Annotated in this window: 15 protein-coding genes; all 15 read left to right on the top strand. The window is 31.5% G+C overall.

The genetic code is table 11. The annotated features are described in order from the left end of the window. Positions 1-9 precede the first annotated feature (9 nt). The 15 genes from ACN1CN_RS08410 to ACN1CN_RS08340 all read left to right on the top strand — a co-directional run bounded on the left by ACN1CN_RS08410 (position 10) and on the right by ACN1CN_RS08340 (position 17,275). Positions 10-966 (top strand): glycosyltransferase, encoded by a 957-nt coding sequence (locus ACN1CN_RS08410; RefSeq protein ID WP_419135329.1) that lies wholly within the window; start codon positions 10-12, stop codon positions 964-966. Next, positions 963-1,886, top strand: coding sequence for a glycosyltransferase family 2 protein (locus ACN1CN_RS08405; RefSeq protein ID WP_419135328.1), 924 nt, complete (start codon positions 963-965; stop codon positions 1,884-1,886). Before ACN1CN_RS08410 ends, ACN1CN_RS08405 begins: the two co-directional genes overlap by 4 nt. Then, positions 1,886-2,818 carry a glycosyltransferase family 2 protein gene (locus ACN1CN_RS08400; protein WP_419135327.1) on the top strand — a complete coding sequence of 311 codons (933 nt, stop codon included), beginning with the start codon at positions 1,886-1,888 and terminating at the stop codon, positions 2,816-2,818. The genes ACN1CN_RS08405 and ACN1CN_RS08400 overlap by 1 nt, the downstream gene beginning before the upstream one ends. A 63-nt stretch (positions 2,819-2,881) precedes the next feature. Then, positions 2,882-3,826, top strand: a complete 945-nt coding sequence (locus ACN1CN_RS08395; RefSeq protein WP_419135326.1) for a glycosyltransferase — start codon at positions 2,882-2,884, stop codon at positions 3,824-3,826. A 36-nt stretch (positions 3,827-3,862) separates the two neighbouring features. Then, a complete protein-coding gene (locus ACN1CN_RS08390) occupies positions 3,863-5,092 on the top strand; it encodes a glycosyltransferase family 4 protein (protein WP_419135325.1) in 1,230 nt (409 codons plus the stop codon). Beyond that, positions 5,089-6,159 (top strand): glycosyltransferase family 2 protein, encoded by a 1,071-nt coding sequence (locus tag ACN1CN_RS08385; RefSeq protein ID WP_419135324.1) that lies wholly within the window; start codon positions 5,089-5,091, stop codon positions 6,157-6,159. Before ACN1CN_RS08390 ends, ACN1CN_RS08385 begins: the two co-directional genes overlap by 4 nt. Before the next feature lie 2 nt (positions 6,160-6,161). Beyond that, positions 6,162-7,316 (top strand): glycosyltransferase, encoded by a 1,155-nt coding sequence (locus ACN1CN_RS08380; RefSeq protein ID WP_419135323.1) that lies wholly within the window; start codon positions 6,162-6,164, stop codon positions 7,314-7,316. Between the two features lie 79 nt (positions 7,317-7,395). Next, positions 7,396-8,556: a cytidylyltransferase domain-containing protein gene (locus ACN1CN_RS08375; RefSeq protein ID WP_419135322.1), complete on the top strand. Its 1,161-nt coding sequence runs from the start codon at positions 7,396-7,398 to the stop codon at positions 8,554-8,556. Next, positions 8,549-9,427: an N-acetylneuraminate synthase family protein gene (locus ACN1CN_RS08370; protein WP_419135321.1), complete on the top strand. Its 879-nt coding sequence runs from the start codon at positions 8,549-8,551 to the stop codon at positions 9,425-9,427. The genes ACN1CN_RS08375 and ACN1CN_RS08370 overlap by 8 nt, the downstream gene beginning before the upstream one ends. Positions 9,428-9,488: 61 nt before the next feature. Further along, on the top strand, positions 9,489-10,886 hold the full coding sequence (locus ACN1CN_RS08365; RefSeq protein ID WP_419135320.1) for a UDP-glycosyltransferase: 1,398 nt from the start codon (positions 9,489-9,491) through the stop codon (positions 10,884-10,886). Positions 10,887-10,892: 6 nt separating this feature from the next. Then, the gene (locus ACN1CN_RS08360; RefSeq protein WP_419135319.1) at positions 10,893-12,326 is read left to right on the top strand and encodes an MBOAT family O-acyltransferase; all 1,434 of its coding nucleotides are present in this window, start codon (positions 10,893-10,895) and stop codon (positions 12,324-12,326) included. Then, the gene (locus tag ACN1CN_RS08355) at positions 12,326-13,207 is read left to right on the top strand and encodes a hypothetical protein (protein ID WP_419135318.1); all 882 of its coding nucleotides are present in this window, start codon (positions 12,326-12,328) and stop codon (positions 13,205-13,207) included. Before ACN1CN_RS08360 ends, ACN1CN_RS08355 begins: the two co-directional genes overlap by 1 nt. A 34-nt stretch (positions 13,208-13,241) precedes the next feature. Then, the gene (locus tag ACN1CN_RS08350; RefSeq protein ID WP_419135317.1) at positions 13,242-14,564 is read left to right on the top strand and encodes an alpha-1,2-fucosyltransferase; all 1,323 of its coding nucleotides are present in this window, start codon (positions 13,242-13,244) and stop codon (positions 14,562-14,564) included. Positions 14,565-14,567: 3 nt separating this feature from the next. Continuing rightward, positions 14,568-15,743: a glycosyltransferase family 4 protein gene (locus ACN1CN_RS08345; protein WP_419135316.1), complete on the top strand. Its 1,176-nt coding sequence runs from the start codon at positions 14,568-14,570 to the stop codon at positions 15,741-15,743. Then, entirely contained in the window at positions 15,740-17,275 is a 1,536-nt protein-coding gene (locus ACN1CN_RS08340; protein ID WP_419135315.1) for a glycosyltransferase family 2 protein, read from the top strand. The genes ACN1CN_RS08345 and ACN1CN_RS08340 overlap by 4 nt, the downstream gene beginning before the upstream one ends. The last annotated feature ends 2 nt before the right edge of the window (positions 17,276-17,277 follow it).

Below are 17,277 nucleotides of genomic sequence, written 5' to 3'. Positions count from 1 at the left end.
AGTGTTTGTATGATTACTTATGGTCATGAGAAGTTTATTCTTCAGGCTATAGAGGGAGTTTTAATGCAGGAATGTGATTTTGAAGTTGAGTTGATTATCGCTAATGACTGTTCCCCTGATAAAACAGATTTAGTCGTACAGAACGTCTTAAAAAACCATCCCAGAAGATCATGGGTTAAGTACTTTAATTATGCCCAGAATAAAGGGATAATGTCAAATTTATTTTTTGCTTTGGAACAATGCTCAGGAACTTATGTTGCAATGTGCGAAGGAGACGATTACTGGATCACTAAAGACAAGCTTCAAAAACAGGTTGATATTTTAGAAAAGAATAAAGAAGTGGGTTTAGTATATTCTAATACAAAGCAATTTATTGAGAAAACGGGACAATTTATAGAATCACCAGCAAGATTTGTGCAAAATGAGGAAGAGGTGATTCCTGAAATGCTAAAAAGTAAATTTGTTGAATTTGCTTCCACCGTTTTTAGAAAAACAATTTTAGACAAGGTTATAAAAATACTCCATAAAGAGCTTGAAGGTAAAGTAATAGGCGACACCAGAATAATCCTTGAAACGGTATATAGATCAAGATTGTATCATTTAAACGAGACAACAGCAGTATACAGAATTCTTGAAGGTAGTGCAAGTCATCCTAAAGAAATTGAGAAATACATCTTTGCATTAAAAGACACCTATTTTTGCAGGAAGAGTTTTGTTGAACGAAATAATTTAAACAGAATTTGGCTGTCAGATTCTATTTGTAATACAAATAGAGGATTAATAAATACAGCTTTTGTATCTAAGAAATATTCAGATACTTTAAAATTGTTGAAAAATCTATTAATTTTAGAAGCCTTTAAATTTTGTAGTTGGAGTGTTTTTAAGAGAAAAATGAAAGCTGATATTTGGTTAAAACTTCTTTTATCATTTGTTGGACTGGGTGTTTTAAGACAGAAATTGAGATGAAAAAAAAACCTACTGTTAGTGTTTGCATGATTACCTATGGTCATCAAAATTACATTCGGGAAGCTATTGAAGGAATTTTGATGCAAGAATGTAATTTTGAAGTAGAGCTAATTATTGCGAATGACTGTTCTCCGGATCAAACAGATACAGTTATTCAGGAAATTTTAGAAAGTCATCCTAAGAAATCATGGATTAAATACTTCAGACATGAAAGTAATTTAAGAATGATGCCTAATTTTATTTTTGCCTTAAATCAATGCTCCGGAACTTATATTGCAATATGCGAAGGTGATGATTATTGGATTGATCCTTTAAAACTTCAGAAGCAAGTTGATTTTTTAGAGGCAAATCCAGATTTTGTCATTCATAGTGCTAATGCCTTAGAACTAAAAAGAAATTTAAAAAGCGAAGAGCAACCAATTATAAAAGATAAGAACGACAGTGTGTTTGTATTAGACGATTTCTTATTTCATAATAATATTATAACCTGTACGGTATTGTTTAGGAATGTTAAAGTTCAATTTCCCGACAGTTTTAAAAAAGTAACTTTTGGAGATTGGTTTTTGTATCTTATTTTGATGAACACCACCAAATCGAAAACTTACAGATCGACAGAACTGTTTTCAGTTTATAGAATTCATGAAGGAGGAGTAATGTCAGGTTTGACGAAATTAGATCATTATAACACTCATATTTTTCAAATTATCTCGATTTATAATTATTTAGGAGATAAAAAAAGGTATCCCAAAAACTACCATCTTTTAAATGATTTTTTTATTAAAAAATTCAGACTGATGTTAGAGGAGAATATGTATTTGGAATCATTAAAAACCGTAATAAGTAATTTTAGAAACTGCGGCTTTAGAATGCCTTTTAAAAAATATCTTACTGCTATAAAATATAACTATTTACAGAAATAATGAGCGAGTCTTTAGTTTCCATTATAGTTCCTTGTTACAACCAGGCCCATTATCTGGATGAAACTTTACAGTCTGTTTTAAATCAATCATACAGGAACTGGGAATGTATTATAGTTAACGACGGGAGTCCTGATAATACCCATGAAATAGCTAAAAAGTGGTGTGACATTGATAGTCGATTTAAATATTATCATAAAGAGAATGGCGGATTAAGTAGTGCCAGAAATTTTGGATTAGATTTTGTAAAAGGCGATTACATACAGTTCTTAGATTCTGATGATTGCTTAGATAAATTAAAATTAGAAAATTCTCTTCAATCCTTTAATTCATTAAAAAATAAAGATTTAAAAATTGTTATATCTAATTTTAAAATGTTCGACGAAGATATCAACACTCTGTCAAGTCCTTATTGTGATTTAAAAGCAGAACTTTTTAATTTAGAATCGATTTTGTACCAATGGGAAGATTCTTTTACTATTCCGATTCATTGTGGTATTTTTGAATCTTCGCTCTTTCAGAACTTTCGATTTCCTGAAAATTTAAGAGCGAAAGAAGATTGGGTGATGTGGGTAAGTTTGTTTCAGAAGACAAATAAGATTTTTTTTAAGGATGAACCTTTGGCTTATTATAGAAGAAATCCAAAGAGTATGACTAAAAATGAAAACTTATTTCCGGAGTTTATAAAAGCGATCGAGTATTTAGAGACTATACTTACTCCGAAAGAATATAACAGATTGTCAGTTGTTCTGATTTCAAGGTTTTATAAATCTAGTTTAGATTATAGATACAAATTAGCATTGTGTAAAGATTCAAACACCTACAAATTAGGTCTTTTTTTAAAAAAAATGGCACTAAAAATAGGTGTTTTGCCATTTTTTAAAAAGATATTTCAGAGGCTGATTAGCTTTAAATTTATTTCAAATAGGTTATAATTTTACATTGGGTGAGATTTTATCAAAAAAAAGTATATAAGCACGTAGAGCATATTAAATTTAATGAAGGAGGAGAAAAAGATGGTTGGTGAGAAACAAATTATGGTTAGTGTTTTTATACTTACCTATAATCAGGAAAAGTTTGTCGCGCAGACTATTGAAAGTATTTTGAGTCAAAAACTAAATTTTCCTTTTCAATTGGTGATAGGAGAAGATTGCAGTTCTGACAACACCAGAGCCGTTTGCGAAGAATATGTTCGTTGTTATGGAGATCAGATAAAATTGCTCCCAAGTCCTGAAAAAAATATAGGGCTTATTGCTAATTATATACGAACTATAAAAGAATGTGATGGAAAATACATTGCAATATGTGATGGCGATGACTACTGGACTGATCCTTTTAAGCTTCAAAAACAAGTTGATTTCTTAGAAAATAACTTAGAATACTCGATTGTCCATACCGGTTTGGAATTCTTATCTCCTAATGGTGAATTTAATGTTTTTTCAGATTCTAATCAATCAGATTGCAAAGATTTTAATGATTTGATTTATGCTAATTTTATTTTCTCCGTTACAGCTCTTTTCAGAAATATACAATTTAAGGAGCCGCTTCCTCAATGGATTGATCAATATCCCTATGGAGATTGGCCAACATATTTATGGACTCTGAAAGAAGGAGGCAAAATACATTATATACAAGATGTTACGGCTGTTTACAGAAAAAATATAGGGATATCGTATAAGCTGAAAGACTGGTATACGAAAGATTTAAAAATCAGAAGAAATATCCTGAACGATACTCATTTTAAAAAGTATAGGGAAACGGTCTTAAAATGTATTTTTGAAAAAGAATGTGGATTGGTTCTGGCCTACAATCGAGAGCGAAAATTTATAAAAGCATTTAAATTGTTCAGTCAGTTATTCAGAAAAGAAAAAGGGAAATTATCTTTGGCGAAATTGTACTTGTATTCCTTAAAGAAAGCTCTTTTGAGGAATAAAAAGGAGTAAAGATCTCTTATTATTAAGTACATTAAGAAAACAAACGTGAAAAAAGTATTGAAAAAAAAGGCAAGGAAAACATTAAATTTTTTTAGTGCATTATACTATTTGCTTTTATTCTGCCTTTTTGAAAATAGAAAAATAAGGAAATCAGATATCGTTTTCTTTTTTCCGGTTTATCATACGGGTGGTGCCGAAAGAGTACATCTTAATATTGTTAAATCAGTTCAAGGGAAGAAAAGCTGTGTACTTTTTACACAAAATTCAAATACGGTTAATTTTTTAGCAAGCTTTCAGAAGCTTTCAGAAGTTATCTTAATCAATAAAATTGTCACTAAAAAAAACAAGCTTCTTATTAAGGTTTTAAAAAAGATAATAATTAAATCACTCAATAAAAATCATAATCTTGAAACTGTCTTTAGCTCAAATGCTACTTTTTTTTATGAATTGTTACCTTTTCTGGATCAAAGAATCAATAAAATAGATTTAATTCATGCTTTTTCATATCCCGATTTGGGTATTGAGGACGATAGTATTTCTGCTGTAGAATATTTAGATTATCGAGTAGTTATAAATGAAAAAACAAAACTCGATTTAATTAGTCAATACAAGACTAACAATATTGATTCTGCATATAATGAAAGAATTATAAAAATTGAAAATGGTATTGAGATAGATGACAATAGTTTTTATCAGAAGGATGCGGGTAAGATTAAAATTGGCTTTGTAGGTCGATGGGCGCATGAAAAAAGACCTGAGTTGTTTCTTCAGATAGCAAAAAATGTTATTCCGAACTTTCCAAATGCTCAGTTTGAAATGCTGGGAACCGGAATGAAAAGTAATAAAAAAAGCATTGACTCCGCAGGCGTTTTATTTTTAGGAGAGGTGACCAATAAAGACTCTTTGAGAGAAATCTATAAGAATATGACTTTTCTTCTTATTACTTCCAGTAGAGAAGGGTTTCCAATGGTAATTATGGAAGCAATGGCGCATGGTGTTGTACCCATTACAACTAATGTAGGCGGTATTACGGAGCATATCGTAAATGATGAGAACGGAATTGTAATTGATGATACCGATGAGCAAATCATTGTAGAAAAATTTACGGCCTCTATCGCAGAGTTGATAATGAATATCAATTACAGGGAGAAAATAGCGCAAAATGCATATTTATATGCCCATAACAATTTTCAAATCCAAAAGTTTAATGATAGTTATAAAAAGTTACTATTCAGACAAACTGATTTAAAGAACGAACATATCTTTCAGAAATGATAACAATAGTATTGACCTATAGAAATCGGGATTTAAAGATAGTTCAGAATTGTTTGGACTCTTTGAAGGATCAATCTAATCTATCTTTTAAAGTTATTTTAATCGATTATGGAAGTGAAGATTCTAATGCACTTGCTTTAAGTAAATTTGTAGGGGATTATTCTTTTGTACAGCTTATTTCATGCCCCGTGAAAAAACAACTCTGGAATAAGGCAAGAGCGATAAACATTGCTTTATTGCAATGCACCACTACTTGCTTTTTTGTTGGAGATATTGATATGATTTTTCGAGAGGACTTTATTGAAAAATTAAACGAGCTTAAGAGTGAAGATGAAATTACTTATTTTCAAGTTGGTTTTTTAGATCAGGAAGAATCAAAAAAAAGCAAATCTTTTAAGACGTATAAAGTAAATCACTTATCCGGTAAAGAAGCGACAGGAATGACATTGTATTCGACTGCGATGTTAAAAAGTATAAACGGCTATGATGAGTTTTATCATGGTTGGGGAGCAGAAGATACGGATGTTCATATTCGGCTGCAAAACAAAAAAGTTAAAGTCAACTTTTACAATGACGATCTCTATATCCTGCATCAATGGCATCCTAAAACTTATAGAAATAAAAGTAGTCTCGAACCCTTTCATAGTAGGCTTGAAAAAATAAATCATCAGTACATTCAGCAGATACAAAAAATGAAGGTTATTCAAGCAAATCGTAATTCTAGTTGGGGTATTTTGCCTGTAAATCAGGATTATCTTAGTTTGAATCAACCGGATTACAGCTTGAAAATAACCAACGAAAAAAATGATATTGAAGCATTTTTATCAGGAACACTGGTAAACTTAAAAGATGTTGTGATAAATGTTGATATTGAAAAACATGCACTTTGCAATAGTTTCAAAAATGAATGTAAAAGAATAATAGGAAAAAAACATTTTCAGTTTCTTTCCTTTGATACAATTAATGATGCCATTTTGCTAACTATCGTTTCTTCTTTAAGAAACCAGCCTTATCAATATGAGTATTCAAAATTGGAACAAACTATTAATTTAAAAATTAAATTATAGTTATGAAGATTCTAATGGTTGCAATGGCTTCACAGCATTTTTTCAGGTGGGTTGAACAGCTTGAAAATGCAGGGCATGAAGTCTATTGGTTTGATGTTTTGGACAGTAAAAAAAAGGTAGAAAGAATTAGTTGGGTAAATCAAATTGTGGAATGGAAACTGCGATGGAATTACCCGGGACGTGAATTTTTAAAAAGTAAATTTCGTAGTTTCTATAACTTTATACAACAATTTAATGAGTATAACACAGCGACCATTTTTGAGGAAAAGTTGCTGGAAATAAAGCCAGATTTAGTCCATAGCTTCGAAATGCAGCTTTCTTGTTTACCAATTTTGGAAGTAATGGAGAAATATTCTGCTATCCAATGGGTCTATTCCTCCTGGGGCAGTGATATGTTTTTTTCAGAACAGATTGGAATTTCAGACGTACTGATGTCCAAAACGTTAAAAAGAACCAATTACTTAATAACAGATTGTTTTAGAGATTTTAAAATTGCCACAGAAAAAGGCTTCGGAAACAAATTTCTGGGAGTTTTTCCAGGTAATGGAGGATTTGAATTTAAAGAGGAACGGGTTATTCCTCCGGCATCCCGAAAAACAATTTTGATAAAAGGGTATAACAATGAAATTGGTAAAGGAATTACTGTAGTTAAAGCCTTAAACAGTGAGATTTTGTTATTACTCAACGAGTACCGTATTGTTGTATTTGGAGCAGATTTGGAAATTAAAGATTACATTCAAAATAATAGCCGATTTGCCAATAGTAAAATCACAGTTTATTTAAGATCGGAATTTATCGAAAATAACGAACTAATGAGAATAATGGGAGAGAGTTATATTTACATTGGTAATAGTTTGTCAGATGGATTGCCCAATTCTTTAATCGAAGCAATGGGTATGGGGGCTTTTCCAATTCAGTCTAATCCGGGCGATGCAACAGCTGAACTTATAAACGATGGACAGAACGGATTACTTATTCAAGATGCATTAAATGCTAAGCATATTGAAGAGTTACTAAAAAAGGCAATTTTAAACCCTGCAATGATAGAAAATGCTTTTTCGTATAATATCAATGTCATAAAAGAAAGATACGATAGAGAAAGTAACAGATTAAAGATAATAGAATTATACAGTTCTGTTGAAAAAGTAAAAAATTAGATTTTAAACATCACACATAAAATAGTTTAAGAATACTAGAAATAATGGATTCTTTATAAATTGATTAATATAATCTGCTATGAAAAAAATAGGAATTATTCCACTTCGAAAAGGTTCTAAAGGAATTGTTGGAAAAAATAAAAAGAAAATGGTAGGGCGTCCTCTTTTTTCATGGGTTCTTACGGAAGCTATTTTTTCTGATTTAGATCAGATATATGTATTTACCGATGATGTAGAGATCATTGCCTTTATAGAAAAAGAATATACCTGGACCAATAAGGTAATTCCATTATTGCGCAACGAAGAAAATGCAAGTGATACTTCCTCAACAGAGAGTGCAATGTTAGAGTTTTCAGAGAGAATTAATCATGACTACAACATAATATGCCTGCTTCAGGCGACTTCCCCGCTAACTTTAACTGTTGATATTAATACCGCACTTTCGCGAATAACAAATGAATCTTTTGACTCCGCAATTAGTGTTGTAAAAACACATCGGTTTATTTGGAATAAACAAGGTGAACCAATGAACTATGATATTTTTAATAGACCAAGAAGGCAGGATTTCGAAGGTTTGTTAATAGAAAATGGTGCCGTTTATTGCAGTACTAAAGAAGCTTTTTTGGATAAGAAAAACAGAATAAGCGGTAAGATAGGATTGGTCGAGATGTCTGAGGATACTTTGATTGAAATAGATAGTCTTTCCGATTGGAATAGTATAGAGACGCTTTTAATAGGACGTCAGAAGACACTGAAGCAAAATCAAAAAATAGAATATTTAGTTCTGGATGTAGATGGTGTTTTTACAGATGGTTCGGTTTATTATGACAAAGAGGGCGAAATGGCCAAAAAGTTTGATATGCGTGACGGAATGGGACTCGAAATTTTAAGACAAAATGGGGTTGAGGTTGTAGTATTAACCTCAGAGAATTCAAAGTTGGTAGAACAGAGAATGAAAAAACTTCAAATTAAAAATACTTTTTTAGGTGTTAAGGATAAATACTCCTTTTTAAAGCATTTTATTAAGGACAGAAATAGTAGTTTTGCGGCCGTTGCCTATGTAGGAGATGACGTAAATGATTTGACAAACATTTGTAGTTGCGGGTGGTCTTTTGCACCAGCAAATGCAGTAGATATTGTAAAAATGAATGCAGATATTGTATTGTCTCATCATTCTGGGAACGGCGCCATTCGTGAAGTATGCGATATTATTAAAAAGTACAATAATAGATATGAATAAATTTGAAAAGCCTTTTGTAATTGCCGAAATAGGCTGTAACCATAAAGGAGATATGGAAATTGCAAAAGAGTTGATAAAAATAGCAGCCATTTTTTGTAATGTTGACGCAGTTAAGTTTCAAAAACGTAATAACAAAGAATTATTGACGGAGGAGCAATACAACGCACCGCATCCAAATGCATCTAATTCTTATGGTGATACATATGGAGAACACCGTGAGTATTTAGAATTTGACGTTGATCAGCATGCCGAATTAAAGCGATATTGTGAAGAGATCGGGATACTGTATTCTACTTCTGTTTGGGATACCACTTCTGCTAAAGAGATTACGTCTCTAAATCCCGCTTTCATCAAAATTCCTTCAGCTTGCAATAATAATTTTGAGATGTTGGAGTGGTTGTGTGACAATTATTCGGGAGAAATTCATATATCAACCGGAATGACTACAAAAGAGGAGATAGATACTTTAGTAAATTATTTCGTCGAAAAAAATAGAAATAAAGACCTGGTCTTATACAATTGCACATCAGGATATCCTGTTCCTTTTGAAGATGTATGTTTGCTGGATATCAGTTTTCTAAGTCAGAAGTATGGAGATATAGTTAAACATATTGGTTTTTCGGGACATCATTTAGGAATTGCGGTAGATATTGCAGCATATACATTAGGTGCACCAGTTATTGAACGCCATTATACAATTGACAGAACCTGGAAAGGAACTGACCATGCAGCATCTTTAGAGCCAATGGGACTTCGAAAATTGGCACGAGATTTAAAAGCAGTGCATAGTGCTATGACTTTTAAAAACACTGATATTTTACCTATTGAACAGGTGCAGCGTGAAAAACTTAAAAATAAAAAGATCAATTAATAAAAGACATTTTTGTAAAAAGATAAATCTTTTATAGATTTTAATGGTTTGATTTATTACAATGAAAAAAAAAATATTTATTTTTCTTCCGGATGGTGTAGGACTGCGAAATTTTGCGTTTACGCCTTTTAAAGAAATTGGAGAAAAAAAAGATTATCAAATCGTTTATTGGAATAACACGGTTTTTTCTTTGAAAGAAGAGTTGGGGTATGAGGAAGTTAAAATTGAAAATCATAAGACTCATCCTTTAACGCCCGTTCTTTCAAGAGTCCGAAAGCATATAGAGCTTAATGTCTCACAAAAAAAGTTCAACGATAAAGTATATGAGACCTACAAATTTCCTTTTAGTTATGACGGTTTAAAGAATACTTTAAAAACAGCTTATATTAAATTACTAATTGGCTGTAATTCATCTGAAAAAGGAATTTTAAGAATAAGAAAGCGTATCAATGCTCTCGAACGTTCGACTTCGAAATATCAATATTGTAAAGCACAACTAGAAGAGAACAAACCGGATTTAATTTTCTGTACGACTCAGCGAGCGACTCAATCGATTAGTGCATTATTGGCAGCTAAAGATCTAAAGATTCCTGTAGTTGCTTTTGTGTATTCATGGGATAATGTTCCTAAAGCAATGCAAGTAGTCGAAGCCGACTATTATTTTGTCTGGAGTGATTTAATGAAAGAAGAGATCCTGAAATATTATCCTTTTGTAACGTCATCTCAGGTCTTTGTAACGGGAACACCACAATTTGAGCCTCATTATGATAAAAACTTGTTTAAAAGCAGAGAAGTTTTTTTAAATGAAAACAACTTAGATAGCTCCAAAAGATACATTTGTTTTTCGGGAGATGATGAAACAACATCGCCTTTAGATCAATATTATCTGGAAGATCTTGCAAATGCTGTGCGAAGTTTAAATGCTAAAGGAGAAAATGTGGGTATTATTTACCGTAAATGCCCTGTAGACACCACAAATCGATACGACAGTATACTTGATTCTTATAGAGATGTTATATCCGTTTCGGATCCGTTATGGAAACCGATAGGTGAAAATTGGAATGAGATTTTTCCAACTAAAGAAGATCTGGCATCGTTGCACAACGTTTGTGCTCACTCAGAATTCGTAGCTAATGTATGTTCATCTACTGTATTTGATTTTGTAGCACATGACAAACCTTGTATCTATTTTAATTATGAGCAACCGCAGTTAAAAAAGGGGATAAGAGATATAGGTCAAAATTACAAATATGTCCATTTCAGAAGTATGCCTAGTCAGGAAGCAGTAATATTCTGTACAAATAAAACAGATTTAGAAAACCAGGTAAAACAGATTCTGGATCGAAAATTATCGAATGTTCCGGATGGTAAAAGATGGTATGAAATTGTAGCAGGGACGAATCCAACTATGTCATCACAAACAATCTGGGACAATATTGATTCTATATTAAAACAATAAAATTTTATGTTTTTTAATTCAATAGCTTTTGCTATTTTTTTACCAATCGTTTTTTTCTTGTATTGGTTTGTTTTTAATAAAAACAAAAGCACTCAAAATGCTTTATTAATTGTTGCCAGTTACTATTTCTATTCCTGTTGGGACTGGAGATTTCTGTTTTTATTAGTTTTTTCAACTTTTCTGGATTACTACACTGGAATTCAGATTGAAAAAGGGAAATCTGAAAAAAGCCGTAAATTCTGGTTTTGGCTTAGTATTTTAGTCAATTTAGGATTTTTAGGAGTCTTTAAATACTACAACTTCTTTGCCTCTTCATTTGCAGAATTGTTAAATTCGGCAGGACTAAAGGCAAGTCCAATTTTATTGAACGTAATTCTTCCGGTTGGAATTTCATTTTATACCTTCCACGGATTATCATATGTTATCGATATTTATTATAAACGCATTAAAGCAGAATATAATTTTGTTGATTATTCTTTATTTGTGAGCTATTTTCCACTTTTGGTTGCGGGCCCCATAGAAAGAGCTACCCATTTATTGCCCCAGGTAAAAGTAAAACGAGAGTTTGATTTTGAAAAAGCGAAGGAAGGGGTTTATCAAATTATTTGGGGACTGGTTAAAAAAGTAGTCATTGCAGATACTTGTGCTACTTATGCTAATGCTATTTTTGATCATTATCCTATAATGAATTCTTTCTCTTTAATAATGGGAGCCATTTATTTTGCTTTTCAAATATATGGAGATTTCTCAGGGTACTCAGATATTGCACTGGGTGTTTCAAAATTGTTTGGATTAGATTTATTGCGAAATTTCAATTATCCTTATTTTTCAAGAGATATTGCAGAGTTTTGGCGTCGATGGCATATTTCGCTTTCATCGTGGTTTCGGGATTACCTGTATATTCCATTAGGAGGAAGTAAGGGCGGACTTTGGATGAAAGTTAGAAATACTTTTATCATTTTTGTTGTAAGCGGGTTTTGGCATGGTGCCAATTGGACTTATATCGCTTGGGGATTCATTAATGCCGTTTATTTTCTACCTCTATTATTGTCGGATAAGAACAGAAATAATATGGATTCAATTGTGTTAAAATGGAATTTTGATTCTGCAAAAGTCATTTTAAGCATTTTGTATACATTTCTACTGACTTGTGTAGCCTGGGTATTCTTTAGATCTAAAACGATAACAGATGCAGTTCAGTATTTGAAAAGAATTTTTACAAACAGAGATTTTGGTTTTCAATACCTGGAAAATGACCGTTATAATTACGAGTTGTTGATATTTATACTTCTATTTGCTTTAGTTGAATGGAATAATCGTAATAGAGTTGAACCGTTGTCTGGTAAAAGAAGTCTGCTTAGAGTAAGTTTCGCTATTTTCGCGATTCTGGCTTTTGGAGTTTTTTCAGACTATAAAGAATTTATATACTTTCAATTTTAATGAAGCAATTTTTAATTTTTATATCCAAAATTGTTCTGATAACAATTTTATTGGCAATTGTGTTAGATGGATTATATTCTGCAATGTTCATAGAATGTAAAAACAGAAATAAAATAGATCAGGTTTATAATTCGGAAGGAAGAAAATACGATGTTGTAATTTTAGGTTCATCAAGAGCAAACAATCATTTTGTCACTTCGATGTTTGAAGATAAAGGCTTAAAAACCTTTAATTACGGAATGAGTGGTTCGCATTTATTTGAAGCTGCATTGATGCTAAAACTGATGGTAGAAAGGAAGTATGAAATCAAGAACATTATACTTGAAGCAGATTTAAGTCTTGCCAGTATTGATCAGTCCGAAGGAATTTCTGCTGCATTTTTGCCCTATATTCATAATTCCAAAGTAGTAAAAGAGCATTTTCAAACACAAAAAAACTTTAACGAACTATATTATATTCCATTTTATAGATACATAAAATTTGAAACTAAAATAGGATTTAGAGAAATGTTCTTTAATATTATTCATAAAAGGACCAGTAGTTTAGATAATGGAGGGTATTATGAGTTAGTCGGTGTTGAAAACGGGAATATGAAAAATAATATTGTTAATCTGAACCCTTTGCCGCACAATAAATACTATGAAGAAATTAAAAGGATATGCAAAAAAAATAATATCAATCTAATAACTGTGATGACTCCTATGTGTGAAAATGTTGTTGGAATGAATTATTTCGAGAAGGTAAAAAAGGCATATCCTGAAATTTATAACTATGAAAACATAGTTAAAGAGAATAAATATTTTTCTTCTTGTGGACACATGAATGGTACTGGATCTAAAATGTTTACCGCTACAATACTAAAAGATTTTTTTAATAGATAAATGTAAGGAATCTAGCAGTACATATTTTTACAAAATGATTACATACAGCAAACTGGGTAAGAAAGGAAATTTAGGGAATCAGCTTTTTCAAATTGCATCTACTATAGGATTGGCGGTTGAAAACAGACAAGATTTTCTTTTTCCAGACTGGAAATATCAGTCCTATTTTAAGAACAAATTACCATTGCTGGAAACAGATCTGCTCAGTTTTATCGAGGTTGAAGAAAAAGAATACAATTATTATAAAAGAGAATTAGGGAGAGAGAACTATGATATTTTAGGTTGGCTTCAGACAGAAAAGTACTTTGACAAAGAATTAGCGAAGCATTATTTTGAGTTTTCAGAAGTTTTAACAGACCGGCTAAAGAAAAAATATCAGGAGGCTTTTGCCAAACCTACAATCCTAATTTCAATCCGAAGAGGGGACTTTGTAGATCATCCGGATTACCTTCAATTACCCATACATTATTATCTAAATAGTTTAGCCCGTTTTTTTCCTGATTGGCAAGCCCGCAATTTGATTGTTTTAAGTGATGATATCAACTACTGCAAATTCCATTTTTCATTTCTAGAAAATGCTTTTTTTGGAGATCAGCTAAATGAAGCCGAACAATTATGTTTAGGATCATTATGCAACGATTTCATAATTAGTAACTCTACCTTTTCATGGTGGTCAGCATGGTTAGGACAAAAGAAAAATTCAAAAATAGTAAGGCCCCATAAAAATTTTGATGGATTAAAAAGTTTAGAACTAGATGATAAAGATTATTATCCGGAGAACTGGATAAATTACAATTATATTGGTGATAAACCTAAACTGGAAAATTTAGCTTTTTACATCGAAACAAAAAAGAATAGAGAAACGATTAAAAACTACATTAGTGATTATTTTGATGTGAATATTGTTTTTGAAAAAAAGGAAATAGATACACAGGAGGATACCTACTTTTTGAAGAAAGATTATTTATTACCACCTTTTTTATTGTATGCAAGCTGGCTAGAGCTTAAAAAATCAGGAAGTAAAAACGTTATTAATAGCGTTGTTAAAACGTTCAAAGTTTCAAATGCATTTAATCACAATGAGTTTTTAGTTCAAAAAGATTTTGGCCTGTTTTCGAAAATCTTCTCATTTCCAAAAACAGTAACAACAAGCAAACATAATTATGATAGCTATTTGCAGCGAAACAAATATAAACTGCAAGAATCAGATGATGTTTTTTCAGCTGACATTGTATTGTGTTTTTTTGCTGGGAAATTCTTAGACATAGGCGGATACAGCTATAGTCTTAAAAAATATGTAAGACAAAAAAAAATACAACTAAAAAAGAGAATCAAAAAAATGCTTTCGATAAAATAAATTATGGCAGATAAATTACATATAGCATACATAGTGTCGCATTATCCGCATAAGGCATTTGGTCATGATGGAGGTTTAGGTACAAGTGTTTATAATCTAGTGGAGAAACTTAATGTTTTGGGAATTAAAGTTTCGGTTTTTATATACGGTCAAAAAGAAGAATTTATTCTTGAAGAAGAAAATGTAACGATTTATAGTTTAACTGATAGTAGAATACGTTTTTTGAAATTTTATTTTAACAGAAAAAAAATCGAAAAAGTCATAAACGAAACCATTGCTAAAAAAGAGATTGATATTATTGAAGCGCCGGATTGGACCGGAATAACAGCGCTTATGAATTTTAAAATTCCATTAATAATTAGATTTCACGGTAGTGATGCCTATTTCTGCCATTTAGAAGAAAGAAAGCAGAAACTAAAAAATTACTGGTCAGAAAAATTAGCACTCAAAAGAGCAAAAGGATTTATAGCACCAACAACTTTTGCCGGAGCGCTTTCGAAGAAAATATTTAACTTAAAGAATACAGAAATAAAAACAATTCATTACGGATTAAAACTGCAAAACTTTACAAACGATTCCCCAGCGATTTACGAAAAAGGGCTGATTTTGTATGTTGGAACCTTAATTCGTAAAAAGGGAGTTTTAGAACTGCCTGCTATTTTTAACAAAGTACGAAAAGATTTCCCCGACGCAAAACTAGTTTTAATTGGTAGTGACTCCGGAGATATCAAAACAAACTCAATCTCTACCTGGCAATTGATGCAAAATCAGTTTAAAAAGGAGGATTTGAATAATGTAGAATATCTGGGTAAAATTCCATATAATGAAGTGCAGAACTACATAAAGAAAGCGAATGTTTGTGTATTTCCAACCTTTGCCGAAACATTAGGAATGGTTACGATAGAATCTATGGCAATGAAAAAAGGTGTAGTTAATAGTAATATTGGCTGGGCGCAAGAACTTATAGTCGACGGAGAAAGCGGTTATCTGGTACATCCTGCAGATCATGATTTATTTGCCAATAGAATAACAGCATTGCTTAAAGAAGAATCGCTTTGCTTAAAGATAGGAGAACAAGCCAGAGAAAGAGTAGAAGCTAAATTTGATATTAATAAAATAGTACTAGAGAATATTGAATTTTATAAAAAAATAATAAACCAAAATTTAAAGCCGCAATGATAATTATTTATCATAAAAAAAATAAGGTAGTTGAGGTAGAGTTCGAAAAGAAAATAGTGCATTTTTCGCAAGTCAATATTGCAAAAACACTATTTGAAATGGCTGCCCTGTATCCCAAAAGTTTAATAGTTTGGTGTCATATTGATTTTAAATCAAATTTAAATATTTCAAAATTTCAGGATGTTTTTCATCATTCTAAAATAATGGCGTCTTACAATCCATTTTCAAAATCGTTCTTGTCAGATTCTATAGGTTATGTCGAGGAGTCGCCATTTGTAAAAATTAATAAAAAAGTTAATTATCCGACCTGGCAGACAAGCAGCATTGTTGGCGGTCTTAATGCCTCCGTTTTATCAGCACTGAATGGGAAAATTAAAATCACGTATAATTTTGATTATTTTTTGCATTCTTTGGCAAAACTGACCATGGAAAAAGGTCTTTTTTGCTATTCAGAGCCAGCATTATTGATTGATACCACTGTAGAATTAAAAGAGCAGGAAACGCAGCTTTACACATTATTTCGATTTGTAAAACAACATTATAGAACCCGTTGGGTATTTCTGCTGTTTTTGAATATGTTGCTGTTTAAAAGAAAACTAAGCATTCTTCCATTGCTGTATTGTCTTATTTATCGAAGACGAAAATTGGAAGATGATTTATTAGAGCATATTGAGGTTTATTCATCAAAGCATATATCCAGTACAGAAACTATTGATGTAATAATTCCAACTATTGGACGAAAACAATATTTATACGATGTTTTAAAAGATTTATCAGTACAGACTCATTTGCCTAAAAACGTTATAATTGTAGAACAGAATACAAATGTAGAAAGTGTCTCAGAACTTGATTATCTTCAAACTGAAAGTTGGCCATTTGAAATTAAACATACATTTACACACCAGGCAGGAGCTTGTAATGCAAGAAATCTGGCATTAGCACAAGTCAAGAGTGAATGGGTTTTTTTGAATGATGATGATAACAGGTTTGCTCCTGATTTGATAGAAAAAACTTTAAAGAAATGTAAAAAATTTGGCGTAACAGTTGTAAATAACAGTTACTTAAAGAAAAACGAAACAAAAGAACTTGATGTCGTAAATCAGTCCTCAATATTTGGGTCAGGGAATAGTTTTATGACTAGTGTATTGCTTAAAAAAGTTTCTTTTAGAATGGGGTTTGAATTTGGTTATGGAGAGGATACTGATTTTGGAATGCAATTGCGCAATATAGGAGCAGACGTTGTATATTTTCCTAGTCCTGAAATTTTACATTTAAGTGCCCCGATGGGAGGATTTAGAACAAAACCTGTTTTAGCCTGGAAAGATGATCTAGTTCAGCCTAAACCTTCGCCTACAATCATGTTGTATAAGCAATTACACTTAACAGAAGAGCAAATAAGCGGATATAAAGTAATCTTGTTTTTTAAATTTTATAAGGCTCAGGCAATTAAGAATCCATTACATTATTATAGAAACTTCCAAAAGCAGTGGAAGCAAAGCTTGTATTGGGCAAAAGAATTAATTAGTAAATAAAA

Origin of the sequence: Flavobacterium sp. T12S277 (assembly GCF_048514875.1) — a bacterium.
Taxonomy (GTDB): Bacteria; Bacteroidota; Bacteroidia; order Flavobacteriales; family Flavobacteriaceae; genus Flavobacterium.
The sequence above is the reverse complement of the archived record's forward strand: the minus strand, read 5'-3'. Positions and strand labels throughout refer to the sequence as shown.